Origin of the sequence: Paraglaciecola sp., from assembly GCF_039964565.1 — a bacterium.
Lineage (GTDB): Bacteria > Pseudomonadota > Gammaproteobacteria > Enterobacterales > Alteromonadaceae > Paraglaciecola.
In genome coordinates this window covers 141064-159487 of record NZ_JBDVXF010000028.1, presented here as the reverse complement: position 1 = coordinate 159487, position 18424 = coordinate 141064, and the positions used below count along the sequence as shown (strand labels likewise).

Annotated in this window: 14 protein-coding genes; 7 read left to right on the top strand and 7 right to left on the bottom strand. The window is 41.4% G+C overall.

Going from position 1 to position 18424, the window contains the following annotated elements:
* Nucleotides 1-29: 29 nt before the first annotated feature.
* From ABJK37_RS11505 to smc, 4 genes are all read right to left on the bottom strand, one after another.
* Nucleotides 30-362 carry a DUF3392 domain-containing protein gene (locus tag ABJK37_RS11505; RefSeq protein ID WP_348353541.1) on the bottom strand — a complete coding sequence of 111 codons (333 nt, stop codon included), beginning with the start codon at nt 360-362 and terminating at the stop codon, nt 30-32.
* Entirely contained in the window at nt 362-2401 is a 2040-nt protein-coding gene (ligA, locus tag ABJK37_RS11500; RefSeq protein ID WP_348353538.1) for an NAD-dependent DNA ligase LigA, read from the bottom strand. Before ligA ends, ABJK37_RS11505 begins: the two co-directional genes overlap by 1 nt.
* 91 nt (nt 2402-2492) lie before the next feature.
* Nucleotides 2493-3974, bottom strand: a complete 1482-nt coding sequence (gene zipA, locus ABJK37_RS11495) for a cell division protein ZipA (protein WP_348353535.1) — start codon at nt 3972-3974, stop codon at nt 2493-2495.
* A 55-nt stretch (nt 3975-4029) separates the two neighbouring features.
* Nucleotides 4030-7518, bottom strand: coding sequence for a chromosome segregation protein SMC (smc, locus tag ABJK37_RS11490; RefSeq protein WP_348353532.1), 3489 nt, complete (start codon nt 7516-7518; stop codon nt 4030-4032).
* A 196-nt stretch (nt 7519-7714) separates the two neighbouring features.
* On the opposite strand from smc, the gene cysZ reads away from it, so the two are divergent.
* The 4 genes from cysZ (at nt 7715) to ABJK37_RS11470 (ending at nt 11758) form a co-directional block, all read left to right on the top strand.
* Nucleotides 7715-8437 (top strand): sulfate transporter CysZ, encoded by a 723-nt coding sequence (gene cysZ, locus ABJK37_RS11485; protein ID WP_348353529.1) that lies wholly within the window; start codon nt 7715-7717, stop codon nt 8435-8437.
* 242 nt (nt 8438-8679) lie between these two features.
* Nucleotides 8680-9942 carry a GGDEF domain-containing protein gene (locus ABJK37_RS11480; protein ID WP_348353526.1) on the top strand — a complete coding sequence of 421 codons (1263 nt, stop codon included), beginning with the start codon at nt 8680-8682 and terminating at the stop codon, nt 9940-9942.
* 10 nt (nt 9943-9952) lie between these two features.
* On the top strand, nt 9953-11233 hold the full coding sequence (locus tag ABJK37_RS11475) for a glycosyltransferase family 4 protein (RefSeq protein ID WP_348353523.1): 1281 nt from the start codon (nt 9953-9955) through the stop codon (nt 11231-11233).
* A 30-nt stretch (nt 11234-11263) separates the two neighbouring features.
* Nucleotides 11264-11758, top strand: coding sequence for a hypothetical protein (locus ABJK37_RS11470; RefSeq protein ID WP_348353520.1), 495 nt, complete (start codon nt 11264-11266; stop codon nt 11756-11758).
* 20 nt (nt 11759-11778) lie between these two features.
* Here the strand turns inward: ABJK37_RS11470 and ABJK37_RS11465 are convergent, their stop codons facing one another.
* Nucleotides 11779-12783: a purine nucleoside permease gene (locus ABJK37_RS11465; RefSeq protein ID WP_348353517.1), complete on the bottom strand. Its 1005-nt coding sequence runs from the start codon at nt 12781-12783 to the stop codon at nt 11779-11781.
* A gap of 70 nt (nt 12784-12853) precedes the next feature.
* Nucleotides 12854-14527: a SufS family cysteine desulfurase gene (locus ABJK37_RS11460; RefSeq protein WP_348353514.1), complete on the bottom strand. Its 1674-nt coding sequence runs from the start codon at nt 14525-14527 to the stop codon at nt 12854-12856.
* A gap of 217 nt (nt 14528-14744) precedes the next feature.
* On the opposite strand from ABJK37_RS11460, the gene ABJK37_RS11455 reads away from it, so the two are divergent.
* Complete coding sequence (locus ABJK37_RS11455) at nt 14745-15335, top strand: methyltransferase domain-containing protein (protein WP_348353511.1); 591 nt, start codon at nt 14745-14747, stop codon at nt 15333-15335.
* Nucleotides 15336-15562: 227 nt separating this feature from the next.
* Nucleotides 15563-15748, top strand: a complete 186-nt coding sequence (locus ABJK37_RS11450; protein WP_348353508.1) for a hypothetical protein — start codon at nt 15563-15565, stop codon at nt 15746-15748.
* A gap of 187 nt (nt 15749-15935) precedes the next feature.
* Here the strand turns inward: ABJK37_RS11450 and modF are convergent, their stop codons facing one another.
* On the bottom strand, nt 15936-17381 hold the full coding sequence (modF, locus tag ABJK37_RS11445) for a molybdate ABC transporter ATP-binding protein ModF (protein WP_348353505.1): 1446 nt from the start codon (nt 17379-17381) through the stop codon (nt 15936-15938).
* A gap of 206 nt (nt 17382-17587) precedes the next feature.
* Here modF and ABJK37_RS11440 point away from each other — a divergent pair, with 206 nt between their 5' ends.
* On the top strand, nt 17588-18406 hold the full coding sequence (locus ABJK37_RS11440; RefSeq protein ID WP_348353502.1) for a Cof-type HAD-IIB family hydrolase: 819 nt from the start codon (nt 17588-17590) through the stop codon (nt 18404-18406).
* The last annotated feature ends 18 nt before the right edge of the window (nt 18407-18424 follow it).

The following is an 18424-nucleotide window of genomic DNA, read 5'->3' as shown; positions in this document are numbered from 1 at the left end:
TTTCTCTCCCTAAAAACTTAGTTTTATCGCTAAATATAACGTCTATGTTCGGCCAAATAACCCAGTAACAAGAAAACCATAACCACTGCTACCCCACGGTACAAATAAGGTATCCATAGGATAAATTGCTTGACAAATGGCGTAGCAAAAATGAGTAACATGCCATAACCAAATGCACAGATAAGCACAAATACAGTGGTGCGGATAACAAAATGATAAGGACTGATCATGCGTTTGATGTGTTTATTTATCACGTCACCATAGACCACAAGAATGGTAGCCAAAATAGTTAACGCAATTTCACTGTAATAGGGATGCATCCATTGGGTCAGTTGCTTTAAAGCCGATTGTATCCAGTCCATTAGGTAGACTCACCCAGTTCAGTAAACAAGTCCAACATATCTTGTTCATTAATCACTTTCACACCCAATGCTTCTGCTTTAGCCAGTTTGGAGCCTGCTTTTTCGCCTGCCACCACACAACTGGTTTTTGCTGATACGCTACCCGCCACTTTAGCGCCCAGAGATTGCAACTTCGCCTTGGCAGAGTTTCTATCCATTTGCTCTAAGGTACCAGTCAACACGAAGGTTTGTCCGCCCAAAGGCAACGAATCAACTTCAACTTTGTGTATTTTGGGCCATGTAATGCCTGCGGCAATCAACTCATCAATGACTTGTATGTTATGCGCTTCGGCAAAAAAGTTGACCAGATGCTGCGCTACTATTGCCCCCACATCATTGACTTCTTGTAAACTTTCCAAGCTTGCTTGTTTAATCGCATCTAACTCACAGTAGTGCGCCGCAAGATTAGCCGCTGTGGCTTCACCTACTTCACGAATACCTAGGGAATATATGAACTTCGCCAGTGTGGTGTGTTTACTATTATCAAGGGATTGAATCAAATTGGCGGCGGACTTTTCACCCATACGCTCTAAATTAGCTATTTGTACTAATTCAAGTTTAAAAAAGTCTGCTGGTGTCTTAACTAATTTTTGGTCAACCAATTGTTCGATAATTTTGTCGCCTAAACCATCGATATCAAAGGCCTTTCGTGAAGCAAAGTGTTTCATTGATTCTTTGAGTTGCGCGCCACAATACAAGCCACCAGTGCATCTCGCTACCGCTTCGTCTTCAAGTTTTTCGATAGCTGAGCCACATATAGGACAGTGTTCTGGGAACTCTATCGCCCTAGCATTATCAGGGCGTTTTTCGGTTATTACCGAGACTACTTGGGGGATCACGTCCCCTGCTCGTCTAATAATTATCGTGTCACCAATTTTAAGTCCAAGGCGTTGAATTTCATCTTGATTATGCAATGTTGCATTAGATACAGTTACTCCACCTACAAATACCGGCTCTAGCCTAGCTACGGGAGTAATTGCCCCGGTTCTGCCCACTTGAAACTCTACATCCTGCACTTTAGTCATTTCTTCTTGTGCGGGGAATTTATGGGCAATCGCCCAACGAGGAGCGCGGGCCACAAAGCCAAGCTGTTGTTGCAACGCAATATTATCTGTTTTGAATACGACCCCATCAATATCGTAATTAAGGGAATCGCGAATATCGGCAATGTGCTGATAATAATCCAAACAAGCTTCGGCCCCATTAGCGACTCTTGTCTCTTTGCTTAGCGGCAAGCCCCAATCACTCAACTGCTGCAGACGCCCTGAATGCGTATCAGCCAATGGATACTGTTCATTTTCTACTAAACCCAGAGAGTAGCTAAAAAACAGTAACGGTCGTTTAGCGGTAATACGCGAGTCCAATTGCCGAAGGCTGCCAGCTGCGGCATTTCTTGGATTCGCAAAGACCTTTTTATCTTGTTCGAGTTGTGTTTGATTGAGCTTAATAAAACCATCTCGGGTCATTATCACTTCACCACGTACTTCCAAGCGTTCTGGATAGTTATTGCCTCTTAATACCAAAGGAATATTCTTAATAGTCCGCACGTTGGCGGTAATATTTTCTCCGACTCTGCCGTCGCCTCGGGTCGCACCTCGAACTAACTTGCCGTTTTCGTACAATAAACTAACCGCAAGCCCATCCAATTTAGGTTCACAGCTATAACTAATTTCATCGTTATTTTTGATCCTATCTTGCATACGTTTTTCAAAAGCCAAAAATGACTCGCGATCAAACGCATTGTCGAGCGACAACATAGGAACTTCATGTTCAACCTGTTTAAATTCTGGCAAAGGCACATCACCTACTTTTTGGCTAGGTGAATCATCTGTCAATAATTCTGGGAAATCCCGTTCAATTGCCTGTAAAGCTTGCATCTGTCGATCGTATTCAGCATCAGGTACGCTGGGGTTATCGAGTACATAATATTGGTAGTTATATTCTGAGATGGTATTTTTAATTAGAGCGAGTTGTTCAATAATGTCTTGCGAGGCTGCCATAAAAGCATTCCAATAAAAAAGAGAGTGGATCTTTGCCCTAAATTTTACGTTAGGGCAATATATTTTGAGGTCATGACGTTTCGGTTAAAAACTAGCCTTTTAATAAACGCTGACGCTCAAATTCACGAATTTTTTCAACGTATTGTTGCAAACTTTGTTTGCTTAATAAGGTGCGTTTAGCATCATAAATTTGCGCCGAAAACTCTTCTGCGATTTTGCGAGCGGCGTTATGCATCATATTAAACACTTGATGAGGATCCCCTTCAATCGGCAAAATCATAAATAGCGATATGCCCTGTGTCGTAAAATTCTCAAGATTATCAATATCAAAATTTCCGGGTTTAAACATATTCGCTAAGCTAAACAGCACCGGACCTTTTCCATTAGAATTAACATGACGATGAAAAATATCCTGATCACCAAACTTAAAACCTAATGTAAGCAACATGGGTAACAAAGCTGACCCTAAAATGGGATTATCATCTGCCGATTTCACATTAAGTACTAACACTTCTTGCGGTTGGTGTGTTTCTGCGGGTTCGGCCTTAGCTTGTACTTGCGGTTCTGGTTCTGGCGCTGGCACCGGCTCGTCATCAAAATCTATGCGCATTTGGTCTTCGGCAATCTTAGGCTCACGGCGCTTTTTAATAGTTTCAGTTCTTTTACGCTTAACTAAATTACGGGCTTGCTCTGACAAACTTAATTTTTCGGCCAATGAGGCTTCAGGTTTTTCTAAAGGTTTTTCGGGCTCTACCGCACTAAAAGAACCAGCCTTATTCGTTTGCTCAGCTGCAACATTGGTTTCGCCCATGTCACTTGAATCAGGCACGTCCTTTTTTAACAAAAAAGGTGGCGGCTCTGGAGCTTGATAACTGTCATTTGAATGCGCGCCACTATTCGTATTGCTGCTATTCGCGCCTGGATTAGAGTTGCCTGTAACCTGTTGGCTGCGTACTTTTGCCGATTCATGATGATTAGAGGATGCCCTCTCTTGCTGTGATATTGCTACCGTTTCTGCCGCCAGAGAGGTGTATTTCGCAGCATATTCAGGCTTAGGTTGAGTAACTACAGATGCATAGATCTTACTGGTTGGAGCGACAGGTTCTGGTTCGAGTTTTAATTCCGGCTCTGGCTCTGGCTCTGGCTCTGGCTCTGAATGAGTTTCGGCTTTTGTTTGGCTCTGCTGTGAAACACTAGACGCGCCTTTAGACTCAGTTGTTTCAGTGTGCTCTCTAGACACAACCCGCACGGCCCCTAATCCTAAATCATCAAACTGCCCCGCTTTGAATTCGGAGTTAGCAACGATAGGCGTTTCATCTTCTATATCAAACTTAGCATTGGAATCGTCTACCGAGTCTTGGTGCAAATCATTTGTTTCATTTGCAACATCATCAAACATGTCAGTATCCGACTGCCATCCTGAAGGCTGATATTCTTGATCATTTTTGCGTTTGTTAGCGGTTGTTTTTTGTTCGCTATTTTTCCTAGAGAGCCAAATTCCGTGTACGGCTAAACCCACTATTACCAAACTACCAATTATTAACAACGACCAACGTAAACCATCTGCTTCCATTTAACTTACTCGTACTTCATTATTATTATATTAAAAAAGGGTAATGTATTTGTGGCTACGCTTGTGCAATGGCCACAGCCTCATCAACATCAACGGCTACCATACGTGATACACCTGGTTCTGCCATAGTCACACCGGTTAAATGTGTCGCCATTTCCATGGCAATTTTGTTGTGCGTGATAAAAATAAACTGCACGGTTTTTGACATTTCAGACACTAATTTACAAAAGCGAACCACATTAGCATCATCAAGGGGTGCGTCAACTTCATCTAACAAACAAAACGGTGCTGGATTCAATCTAAAAATGGCAAACACCAATGATAAAGCGGTCAGCGCTTTTTCACCACCAGAAAGTAAATGAATCGTACTATTTTTCTTACCTGGGGGTCTCGCCATGATGGCCACACCTGTTTCGAGTAAATCATCACCAGTTAGTTCAAGGTACGCCATGCCACCGCCAAATACTTTCGGAAATAACTGTTTTAGGTCATCATTGACTTGGTCAAAAGTTTCTTTAAATCGCGAACGGGTTTCTTTATCAATTTTGCGGATTGCTTGCTCTAAGATCTCTAAGGCGGCCACCAAATCATCATTTTGATCATCAAGGTGTTGTTTACGCTCAGCTTGAATATCATACTCTTCAACCGCCGCTAAATTAACCGCGCCTAACCTAGCCACAGATGCTACGGTTTTATCCAAGTGATTTTGCCAAGTCTTTTCATTCGAGTCTTCGGGTAAACTTTCCAATACCGATTTAAGGTTTTGCTGCATTTCCTGCAATTGATCTAACACCCCATTTGCGCGTACGCGGTATCCTTCACACTCGAGTTTAATACTTTGTAGTTCGCTGAGCATGACTTGAATTTTATCTGTTACGCCTTGCTGCCCTTTTTCTGCTACAGACAGTTTTTCTTGAATATTTGCTAGCTTATCGTTCAACTCTTGTTGCTGAATATCTAAGATGGCCTTTTGTTCTAATAACTGTTGCAGAGAATCTTGCTGATCTTCCAGAGGCATAGCTAACTCAGCAAACTCGGTGTTTAAAAGCTGTAATTTTTGCTGCATATTAGTTAACAATGCGACTTCACGTTGCTGACTGTCAGTTAATCCTTGATGTTGACTTCGGACCGTTTGCAAATGCAAAGCTAATTGATGCAACTTGTTTTTAGTCGCTTCTGTTTGCGTTCTATTATCAAGTACTTTTTGTTGCTGTTGTTCGCGGTTTAACTCAAATTCACGCTGCTGCTCTTGTAAATGTTCTACTGTTTGTTCTAATTCTTCAGCTTGAAGAGACAATTCTTCAAGTTGCAATTGCTCTTGCTCTAAGGTTTGTTGCTGACGCACCAATTCTTGTGAAAGACGAGTATTGCGGCCTACATTTTGTTGCTGTTGTTGCACTAATAGCTGCGTTTGGTTTCTGGTTTGTTGCAAATTAAGTTTTAGATGCTCAAACTGTTGCTTGCCGGTTTCAGCATTACGTTTGGCAACGGCTAACTTGTGTTCTTCTTCGTTCACCGCCTCCTCTGCTTGCAACAGCTTGTTTTGTACTAAATCCAGTTCTACTTCTAACTGTTTGATCTGGTTAGCGCGCTTTAGTAACCCACTTTGCTGTTCTGCACTTCCAACCACCATCCAGCCCTGCCCTAACCAATACCCCTCTTGAGTCACAACACTTTGATGGCTCGCCAATTTAGGTAGTATTGCCAGTGCACTTTCTAGACTAACCGCACACATAATATTGGTTATCCAATTAGGAACGGCCCGATTATTGAGCTTAGTGGCGATACTATCTTCAGCAATATTACTTGAGTGATTGTCAATGTAGTCATTTTCGAATAACCAAACCGAGCCGGGCAACTCAATTAAGTCTTTCTGTTTGGTGCTCTGTGGCAGTAATTGAGCATTTTGCCAATGCTGGGTAATCGTTTCGAACGCATCTTCCCACCCCTGCTTAATTTCTAAGGTTTGCCACCAAGATTGGTGGCTCAATTCAAGATTTTCAATAAATTGTTGCGATTGGTTATCTGCTTCGTTACTTTTCTGCAAGGCATGTAACGCGGCGAGTTGAGCTTCGATGCTTTGTACATCGCCCTTCAAGGCAATTTGATCTTGTGTCAGGTGTTTTAAGCTAAGTTGCACACTTTGCTCATTACTCAAAGCGTGTTGTGACTCTTCAGCACTTTGCTGTGTTTGCTCTTCAAGTATTTGTATTTCTTGCTGGTTTGCGTCGATTTGTATGGCTAATTCATCATCCGACACTTCGTTTAGTTCGTCTTTCAGTTCACCAATACGCTGCTGAGTGCGCATTTGTATCGACATTAAAGATTGAATTTTACCATGACAACTTTGCGCTTGTTGCTTTCGTTGATTAAATTCCTGCTCTTGGTTGCGCCATTGGTTCTGCTGCTGGCTAAACTGTTCTTCCGCTTCAATTAAACTGATTTCAGCTTGCTCTAATTGCTCTTCAAGTAATAATTTTTCGGGTTCGGCTAATTCCAGTTGTTGTGTCAATTCGGTGATTTTTTCTAGGTTTTGCTGATGATGGGTTTCATTCTCAACAATCGATTGATGCAAGGCCGCTGACTCTTGCTCTATTTGTTGACGCCTTTGTTTAGTATGAATTTGATTCTGTTCAATCCGAGTAATGTCAGTGCTGACTCGAAAGACTTGCTGCTGGATATCACTCAGCTGTTGTTTACAATCTTGCTGTTGTTGCTTAAATTCTGTGATGTCTTTTTCTTCATTGCGCTGTTCGGCCACAAACGCTTCGATGGCAGCATTTTTTTTAGCAATGTCTGATTCTAAGGCGTCTATTTTTTTACTATGCTGGCGCCAACGTATCGCGGCTAATTCTGCCTTATAACGGCGCTCATTTTGTTTCAGTTCTTTGTAACGTTTAGCCGCATTAGCCTGGCGTTGTAACTTTTCTAGTTGTTGACCTAACTCACCACGAACATCCTCTAGGCGCTCAAGGTTTTCGTTTGTATGACGGATCCGGGTTTCGGTTTCTCGGCGACGTTCTTTATACTTTGAGACACCCGCAGCTTCTTCAATAAAAACCCTTAATTCCTGTGGCTTAGACTCAATTAACCTAGAAATCATCCCTTGTTCGATAATGGCATAACTGCGCGGTCCTAGGCCTGTTCCTAAGAATAAGTCAGTGACATCGCGGCGGCGGCATTTGCTGTTATTGAGTAAATAACTGGATTGCGCTTCTTTGGTGACAATACGTTTGACTGAAAGCTCGTTATAACCTGCATATTCGCCTTGAATACGACCCGATGAATTATCGAACACCAATTCGACACTACACTGAGAAACCGGTTTTCGAGCAGTTGAACCGTTAAAAATTACGTCGGTCATTGAATCGCCACGTAGGTTCTTTGCAGAACTTTCCCCTAACACCCAGCGCACAGCATCAATCACATTAGATTTGCCACAGCCGTTAGGCCCGACAACCGCAGTCATATCATCAGGAAAAGGAATAGTGGTTGGGTCAACAAATGACTTAAACCCAGCCAACTTAATTTTTTTTAGGCGCATAAAAAGATGGAGTTGTTCCGAAAATTAGTATTATTTTTATATTTCAGTGATTGAATGTACCAAAAGTCATCAAGTGTAACAATTGACGTTTTGCCCCTGTACCAGAGATACGTATAATAACCGCCACTACTTTTAGGAAAAACGCTGTTATTTGTTCTATTAGAATACACAAAGCAGCCGTCAGTACAGGTGTATTATGGAGTATTTTTTCCAAGGCTTTAGTTTAATTAAAACCAAAGGGCTGAAGCGCTTTGTGTTTTTCCCATTGGCCATTAACCTTATTTTGTTTTCCGCGGCCTTTTATTACTTATTTGGTGAAATCAGCGCCAGTATAGTGTGGTTAACCGATCTCATTCCTGATTGGGAGTGGTTAAGCTGGTTGAAAGAGGGCCTAAGCTACATCATTTGGCCCATAGCGGTTATTACCATTCTATTAATTTTTGCATTAATATTTGGAACCTTAGCAAACTGGATTGCAGCCCCTTTCAACGGACTATTAGCCGAAAAAGTGGAGCAACATCTTACAGGGCAACCAATGGACGATACTGGCTTGTTGGATGTATTTAAAGACATTCCACGTACCTTGGGCCGAGAGTTTGCCAAATTAGCTTACTACCTCCCCAGAGCGGTGGGTTTTCTATTGTTATTTTTTATCCTGCCTCTGGTTGGTCAGGTTTTGTGGTTTTTATTCACCGCTTGGATGATGGCTATTCAATACTGCGATTACCCTTGTGACAACCACAAGGTATCATTTGCTGATATGAAACGAATTTTACTCGCGAATCGTTCACAAAGCTTTAGTTTTGGGATTACGGTGAGTGTATTTTCACTTATTCCCATAGTGAATTTTTTGGTCATGCCAGTTGCGGTGTGTGGTGCCACTGCCTTGTGGGTAGATAAATTAAAAGAGCGAATTTAGCCGCGTATTAAAGTAATATCTAATAGCAATCCATATTGATAACTGCTCACTCTGTTATCAATACGGATTGCTATAATGCGACTGCTTCTGCAATCAATCACTTGTAAAACAGTAAGATTTTAACATCAAAGTGATCGATACATTATCGCCAAACAAGCAGCGGGTTAATCTTTTTCCGCTGCTTAAAATCCCTTACAATAGCCGAGTTTTTTATCCATTTTTAATCGAAGTGAGCGTTGTCTTTGACTACTAAATTGTCGCCCTTGTTGTCTCGATTGACAGATTTTTGTTGGTTGTTCTTCCCCACATTGCTTTTTTTTGGTGCCTTATATGGCGTTTATAGTTACAACACAGAATGGATCAAAGCATGGTTATTCAACCTTTGGTGGCTGAGTTATGCCTGTTTAGCCATTGCGGCTGTCATTGCCTGGCAGTTTGGACGAAGCCGTTTGGTTTATGGATGTGTATTATTATTGATGATCGCGGCTAACAAAAAGTTAGCATTCCCTCCTGAATTATTGGAAGTGAAATACTGCGGCATCTTATTAAGCTTTTTGTTTTTGATGTATAGCAAAGATAAAGGCTTTTCAGCACTCAACGTGTTTTTCAGCTTACTGATTTTCCTGACTATATTTATTTTATGTTGGCTTAGCATTCCGTTATTGCAAAATTATGCACAACCCTGGTTAACCTCTCTCGATAGTTTGCTATACCAACTCTCACCAGAGTTACGCACTTTAGTGTCTCCTTTTAATATTGCGCTACTCCTTGTTAGCTCTTTGCTTGGTTTGGTACGGCTAATAGTGAAAACCGATAACACCCATAACGCTCTGTTTTTTGGACTGATTTTCAGTGCCTTTATGCATTTTTACGGCAACTCCAATAGCACTCCTAGCAACAACACCGATTTAGGGTTGATTACTTTGGTGAGTTTAGCCGCTTTATTTGGCTATTCAGTGCTCAAAGATAGCTTCACTATGGCCTTTAAGGATGAACTAACAGGTATTCCTTCAAGACGTGCTCTAATGCAGTTTGTACAAACCTTAGGTCGTAAATATACGGTTGTGATGTCTGATATCGACCATTTTAAAAAATTCAACGACACTTATGGTCATGATGTGGGTGATGAGGTGTTAAAACTGGTGGCGAGTAAACTAAATAAAGTGTCTGGTGGCGGCAAAACATTTCGATTTGGTGGTGAAGAATTTATCATTGTTTTCCCCCGTAAAACGGCTAATGAAGTTGCGCCCTTTGTTGAAATGGTGCGCCAAACCATAGCCGACTATGATATTGCATTGAGAACCAAACCTCGACCACCCAAACCGAATAAAACCGCTCCTAAAAAACCCAACAAGGCAAAAATAGTCAAAGTTACTAGTAGTTTTGGAGTTGCACAGCGTACCAAACAGCACGCTACGTTCGCGGATATTATGAAGCAAGCAGATATTGCCTTGTACGCAGCCAAAAAAGGTGGCCGAAATTGTGTAAGGATCGCCAAGCAATGAGCATTATCGAATGAGTTTTCATCACTCTCACACCCTTTTAGTTTTAGGATACGTGTGGCCAGAGCCGAACTCATCGGCCGCTGGCAGTCATATGTTAAGTTTGCTTAGCATGTTTGTAGAACATGGTTATAAAGTGACATTTGCAAGCCCTGCGCAACAAGGTGAGCACAAGGTTGACTTAACTCAGTTAGGAATATCTGAGCAAACCGTAGCGATTAATTGCAGTAGTTTTGACAGTTTCATTAGTGAGCTTAATCCTAATGTAGTGTTATTCGACCGTTTTATGCTTGAAGAACAGTTTGGCTGGCGAGTAGCAAAACATTGCCCTGATGCAATGCGCATTTTAGATACGGAAGATTTACATTCACTGCGTCATGCAAGGCATCAGGCGCTAAAACAAAAAAGAGCCGTCACTACCCCTGACCTAAATAACGATTTGGCGAAACGCGAAATCGCAGCAATTTTTCGCTGTGATTTGAGTTTAATTATCTCTGACTTTGAATTGGCATTGCTTAAAAACCATTACTGTGTGCCTGAACATATTCTGCTGCATTGCCCTTTTATGTTAGATCTAGAAAACCTACCTAGATCACCATTCAACTACGCAGACAGACAACATTTTATCAGCATAGGTAACTTTCGACACGAACCCAATTGGGACGCTGTGTTGTTTTTAAAACAACACATTTGGCCCGTGATCCGCAAACAATTGCCCAAAGCCGAATTACATATTTACGGTGCCTACCCGCCACCTAAAGCCACCCAATTACATAACACTAAACAAGGCTTTTTAGTCAAAGGCTGGGCAGAAGATGCCAAACAGGTGATGCAACAGGCCAGAGTATGTCTAGCGCCGCTGCGTTTTGGCGCTGGTATAAAAGGCAAATTAGCCGAAGCGATGGTTTGTGGTACGCCTAATGTAACAACTAATATCGGTATTGAAGGCATGAGTATGGGCTTAGAGTGGCCCGGTCTAACAACGGATTTAACGTCTGATTTACCAAAAGACGACACGCAGCTACCCAGTGTAAAAGAGCTTGCGAATAACGCAGTAAAACTATATCAAGATGAACAACTGTGGCGACAAAAACAACAAGCGGGTTATTTGCTCATTAAAAACCACTTTGATAAAAATAGCATTCAAAAAATGTTAATGAAGCGCATACTTGATATACAACAAAACCTGCACTCACATCGTTCTAATAACTTTATAGGGCAAATGTTGCAGCATCATCTACTGAAAAGTACACAATATATGGCCCAGTGGATTGAAGCTAAAAATAGTCGCTAAATGTTAACAACCAAAGGATATATAACAACAATGAAAACCTTACTTTCTCGAACATTAACAGTTGCCATACTTAGCTGCCTTTCGCTGCTGGTTCAAGCCCATCAACTTCAGCAACCCACACCGATAGACAATGCCGTTGTTGCACCAATTTACCGCCTTTTCGACGCTATGCGAACACACGATCAACACAAAATTTTAGGCCAATTTACTGATAACGCCTTATTGCAACGTATTACTAATACCGGGGAGATTATAGATACTGATGTGAAAAAATTTGCACTCAGTATCAGTAAAAACACGGCAAAATTAGATGAGCATTTATTGGCCGTAACCATTCATCAACAAAATGAGTTGGCCAGTGTTTGGACACCCTTTGCATTTTACCTTAATGATAAATTGAGCCATTGTGGTAGTAACAGCTTTCAATTAGTACAGGTTAATAATGAATGGAAAATCCATTACTTAATTGATGTTACTTACACTGGAGATTGTCAGGCTTTTGTAGCAAAACATAACATTCAATAACCAGAACGTTATTCTGTACTTTATAAAGCTGGCACTTCTAGTTTCCAGACAGGCCAGTTTTTCACTATATGATCTGTCACCTTAGCGCCTACTAAAACAATATTCTCCACGGTTTCAGCAAAGCCACCAGCGGTTTCTCCTGGTGCGGGATCTAAGTGTTCTAGGGTGGTTTCGTTGGGGTTACCTTGGTCAAAGTTAACAGAGCCTCGCAAGCTTAAAATTCGTTGTGTGCCCACACTTCGACTGATCACTTGAGTAATTGCTGTGGCCTCCATTTCAGTGGCGACGTAATCATCTGCGCCATATAACTCAGTAATAAACTGGGCTTCTTTGGACAACCCAGGCCCATGGAAAAACGTGTCACCTGTCATATGAGTTCCCGCAAACACTTTAGGTAACCGCCTTGCCTCTTTTTGAGGGTATCGCATGCGGTAAGCTTGCGCAGCCACTGAATCTTTGAGTTTTATCTCTTTAGTCAACGCTAAGCTCCAATTAAGCAATAAAGGGTTGAGCTGATAACGGCGAATGCTTTCATAACCTTTGCGCGGCATAAACGCAGGGGTGTCTTGTTTAGATTCTTCAGGCGCCCAGCGATGCCCTAGGTCGTAATCAATTAACCAACTCCCCCAAGTCACGTCTCCAATAGTGCCTTTTGAGGGAGGTGTACCACCTACGCCGCTTAATATAAAATAACTATGGGAAAAATCGAATTTTGGATTTAATAAAATAGCCTGCATTGAGGCAGATGACGCCACCTTACCCATGCCTAATACACCGCCACAGACACCGTTTTTATTACAATAAACAGGCTTATGGGCACCTTTTACTATGATCGCTAGACTGTCTGTAAAATAACGCTGATACCAATGCTGAAACTCACCCGCCTTGTCACCTGAATTAGCACCTATTTCAAACATCGCGGCAATAAATACTTTGACCTGAATAGGCTGGGTAGTAGCTAAAGCTTGGCTAGAAAATGTACTTGAAAAAATTAATAACCCTACCAATAATTTCTTGAATATCACGCCTTTCTCCTGTTACGAAACCTTATAAAACCAAGTTAAAATTCACTATTTTAAACGATAACAAAATCTCTTACTTTGGAGTATGTAGTTGGCAATATGCCACAATTTTGTTCACCACCGCCGATAACCCATTGCCCCTTGATTCGCTAAGATGTTTACCTAAATCTAAGCTTGTTAGATACTCAGCTAAGTTAAATTCTAAAACCTGATGGGTTGTTTTACCTGACAAAGCTTCGAATATTACCGCCAGTAAACCACGAACGATTTTACTAGGAGAATCACCGTTAAGTACGAGTTTACCTTGCTCTAAACTGCACCTTAACCACACTTGACTTTCACAACCATGCACTGCGGATCTTTCAGTTTTATATTGAGGCTCTAATCTAGTTAAACTCTTTCCTGCCAACATTAATTGCCTGTAGGTTTGATCCCAACTTTTAGCGCGCTGAATAGACTCAGCAATGGGCGAAGGTCGATTAGAGTGAACATTGTAAGAAAGTGTTTGTTCAGTAAAATTGGGGGAGTTATCAGATAACAAACCTATACATTCTTTCAATGCAGTGCCAAAAACGACAATGTCGTCACTATTATTATAAGCAGCCAAAGACACTCTTACCGTGCCGTCAATGCCCAGTTCATGCATCAAAGGCATCGCACAGTGATGCCCTACTCTTACCGCTATATTACGCTTGTCTAACAACACAGCCAAATCATAGTGACTAATTCCTTCTACAGTAAAAGACTGAACACAAATGCTGTTAATCCTATCACCCCATAACTTTACTTGGGGTATATCCGTCAGCGTAGCCAACAACTCTTGATACAAGTCATGTTCAAGCGCTAACAATGTGTTTCTATGTTGTTGAATAAATTCACACGCCACACGTAAACCTAACACCCCAGCAATATTGGGTGTTCCTGCTTCAAATTTAAGTGGCGGAGGCTGGAAGGTGGTATCAGTAAAACTCACCTTTTTAATCATTTCCCCACCTAATTGATAGGCAGGCAATTGCTCAAGCAAGTGATATTTGCCGTATAAAACGCCGATCCCAGTAGGTCCAAACATCTTGTGGCCACTAAACACATAAAAATCACAATTTAACTGCTGAACATCTACGGCCAAATGACTCACCGCTTGGGTACCATCGACTAACGTTAACGCCCCAACTTGCTTCGACTTGTTGATAATGTCGGCGATCGGGTTAATATTACCCAAAGCATTAGATACGTGGCCAATCGCGACCAAAGCCGTGTTGTCGTCTATCAAATCAAGGGACGCCTGCAGTTTTAACACCCCAAAGCTATCTACTGGAAAGACTTTAAGCTGTAAATTATGTGCTTGGGCGATTTGCTGCCAAGGTACGATATTGGCGTGATGCTCTAACGCTGAAACTAAGATGCTGTCACCGGGTTTAAAGTAACTTTTGGCTAACCCAGTTGCGACTAAATTGATGCTTTCAGTTGCCCCTTTAGTCCAAACAATTTCGTTATGACTCTTGGCCCCTATAAATCGCTGTACAGTTTTACGAGACTGCTCAAACTGCTCGGTAACACTGGCCGCTAACTGGTGACTAGAGCGATGCACGTTAACTGAACGCTCTTGGTAATACTCTTTTGTGACGTCAATTACCCCTTTTAACTTTTGACTCGTCGCTGCGTTATCTAAATAAACACAATGCCCAGCGTGAGCGTTTGAAAAAAAAGGGAAATGTTGACGTAAACTTTCGGATGACTTAGTTGGCATTAAATTGACAAAACGCTTAAAAATATGCGCGTATTGTTGTCAATAGTGGTTTGATTAGCAAGGCATTTAAGCAAGTTATAATCAGGCCTTGGCTGGTTGGCAATGTAAATAGTCGCGGTTTTTCCTAACAACGGAGTCAATCCCCCTTGACTTAAAGTTGACTTGAAGTGTTAGGATTTTAATTTCAATACATAAAGTTGATAAAGAGGATTGACCAATGTGGGATGAACGCTACAAATTAGCTGGATATGCTTATGGCACCGAGCCGAATGACTTTCTTAGGGAAAATATCGCGGTTTTGCCTAAAGGAAAAATTTTATGTTTGGCAGAAGGCGAAGGTCGTAATGCTGTTTTTCTTGCTAAACACGGTTATCAGGTGACAGCAGTAGATAGCTCAATTGTTGGATTACAAAAAGCCCAAAATCTTGCCATTGAAAACGCCGTTTCAATAGAGTGTGTACACGCTGATCTTTGCGAATTCGAGTTGGGTAGTCAGCAATGGGATGGCGTTGTTTCAATATTTTGCCCTTTGTTAACTGAGCAGCGTGTTGCAGTGCATACAAAAGTTGCACAAGGTTTAAAATCAAGCGGAGTGTTTTTAACTGAGGCTTACACACCTAAGCAAGTCCAATTCGCAAGCGGCGGAGGTGACTGCACAGACACCATGCAATCTAAAACTTCACTGTTGCGGGAATTCCCTACGCTAGAATTTATGTATTTATTAGAGCTAGAGCGAGAAGTCGTTGAAGGTAGTTATCACACTGGACTGGCGTCTGTAGTTCAAGCGATTGGGCGTAAGAGGTATTAGTGGCTGTGCGTAAATCGAACCTTTAAATATTACGTAAACTTGCCTTAGCATTTTTATATGGCTGTCTGCGTAAAAAGACTGTAACACAGACCAGTGACTTTTTAGGCTGCATCAAAAATCTATCCAATAGCGTTTTAGGTTACGGCGAACTGAGGCTGAACCAAGTATTTGATACAGTCAACGTTCTCAACCATGTTCCTATTGTTGCTGATCTGAACCAAGAAACCATGGCAACTGATATCGCTCCAGTGGCTGAAATTGTTGGCAGCTTTATATATGGCGGCGCCCTAGGAGTGGGCTACGCAGTAGTAAACTTAGCTGTTGAAAATTACACCGGAAAATCCATTTACGGTAATATTTTAGATGGCTTAGCTGAAAGGTTAAACTCCACATCAATGCATACCTGTTTGTAAGACGCTCGTTTTAGACTAGCTATTATTGCCTCACGAAGCCTGATGAACACAAATATAAACGGAAAACACTCGGTTTTTACTGAATGCTAATCTCCGCCGATCTACTATTTGCTATCTACTACTTACTATTTACTATTTACTAAAAAACTCGGCAACCTTACCTTTGCCACAATTAAACGACAGCGGGTTAATCATTAAAATCCGTCATCAACAAATGATTCTGAATACTAGGGATGGCATCTTCTTTATGATGATTAACATAAAGCAAAGTAGTGCTACCCTCTCTAGCCAGTAAATCGATAAGCGCCAAGACTTTTAAGCGATTAATCTCGTCTAAGCCATTGCAAGGTTCATCCAAAATCAGAAGTGCTGGGTGTTTGACCATTGCGCGTGCTAGCAACACTATACGCTGATCGCCAAAAGACAGCTCTTGAAAAGGAGTGTTGGCGTGATCATCTAGCGACATAATAGTTAACCACTGTTGTGCCAATTCTATTTGGTTTTTAGTGGCTTGTTGATACAAACCAATGCTGTCGTAAAAGCCCGATAATACAACATGCAGTAATGAACAATTGACTCGGTAATCGAGATGAAACCCATTAGACAAATAGCCTATATATTGTTTAATTTGCCATATGCTTTCACCACTTCCTCTCTGAAACCCAAACACAAAAATATCATTCACGTAACACTGAGGATGATCGCCAGTAATCAAATTCAACAAACAAGTTTTTCCAGAGCCATTTGGCCCAGTAACTTGCCAATGCTGTTGCGCGTTAATGGTCCAGTTAAGGCCACTAAAAACAATATTTTCAGCGTACTTTACTTTCGCATTAGTCAATCTCACCAAAGGTGCGTTCGCGTCTAGTGGATGCGGAGCAAAACTGTCGCTGTCTTTAGTGGGCAGTATCAAACTTTGCTGCTGCATATGTTGTAGTTGTTTGATATGGGTTAACTGCGTAGCCAAGTCATTGTTTACAGTTGATTGCCAGTGATCCCTACCCGATTCCATTAACACTAACTGTTTGCAAAAACTTGGCACCTCGCTCAAACGATTCAGTATCAACATTAAGGTAGTATGGGTGGATATTTCTAGTAATAATTCATTAAAATCTGCGCAAGCCTGTGTGTCCAAACCATCCCAAGGTTCATCCAAAATCAACAATTGAGCTTGACTCAATAGCGACTTTGCCAAAAGTAACTTCCTGGTTTCTCCGGTGGATAAGGCACGAAATGGTCGTTGTAACAAAGCTGCTAATCCAAAAACTTGAATAACGCGAGTTTGTAACTGTGGGTCAATCTCTGTTTGTATCAATCCCTCAAACAACATCTCTTTTACTGTTGTAGGCACAGCTATAACGTCAAGAATATCAGCACAATCCTTTTGTTTTTCAGCTTCAATTAGTGCTTGTTGTTGCTCAACCGACACCCAAGCAACATCAGCTATGACTTGGCGTCGCCCATTTAGCGTCTCTCCGTTACCAGCAATGAATGCAGCAAGAGCAGACTTTCCACTGCCGTTTGCGCCTAGTACAACAGTGTGTTGTAAAGGTTTAATATTTAGAGAGTTGATATGTAAATTGTAATGTTCGTCGAACAATGCGTGACAGTGTTGTAGTGTGACTAGGGACATAAATCAAAATGCAAAAGAGTTTCGTGTATGCTACCAGAAAATTAGAGTGGTTCATCGTTTTGATAGCGCTATGTAAAAATTTTCGAAAACTAATTAATACATTTTAAAATCCAAAACTGGGTGCTTCGAGTACTTAAATTCGTTAACCTTTACTTCACTATTTGCGCTAATCTGTTAGCCCATGAGCATGAGTTGTATAATTATTTATGGATCTAATTTTTTTTGATTTAGACGGCACGCTATTAAACGACGCCTCCGAAATTTCAGCTTTTACCAAACAAACTCTGAATTTGTTAAGTAGGAAAAATATAGCCTACACCCTAGCAACGGGACGCACTATGCATTCGGCGCAGAGTGTCGTTGAGGGACATGATTTTGATTTGCCGCAAATATTCAATAATGGCGTGACGATTTGGGATCCACAAACGCAACGGCTCACTTTAGAAAATTTACTTAACCAATCAGAAATTGCGGTTATCTTTGATGTGGCGATTAAACACGAGACGACCCCTTTCGTTAACGTCATTGAAAGCAACCACCAGCATATTTTTCATGCACCTCCCCAACATGAAATAGAAAAAGAACTCATCAATACACATTTTTCTCACTCTAAAGCCAAACTTTTTGATATCGAAGCTCTGCCATCAAATGGCCAAGTCACTAATATTAGTATGATTGGTAAGGCTGAAGCGATTCATCCTATGTGGCGAGAGCTAAATTCACACCAAAGCTTAGTAGCGTATTCAGGCGTGGCGTTAGAAGGCGATGACTATTGGTGGCTAGACGTTCATCATCGTCACGCCAGTAAAGGAGCAGCCGTCACCAATTTGAAGCAACAATTAGGGGCAAGCAATGTTATTTGTTTTGGCGATGGTGACAATGATCTAAGTATGTTTGCCCTTGCTGATGAAAGTTATGCCCCTGAAAATGCCAAAGTCGCGATTAAAGAGTCTGCAACTGCAGTAATTGGACATAACCATGAAGATGGCATTGCTCGGTTTTTGAGGGAACGTTTTTCCTTGTAAACGCTGCAGTATACTAAT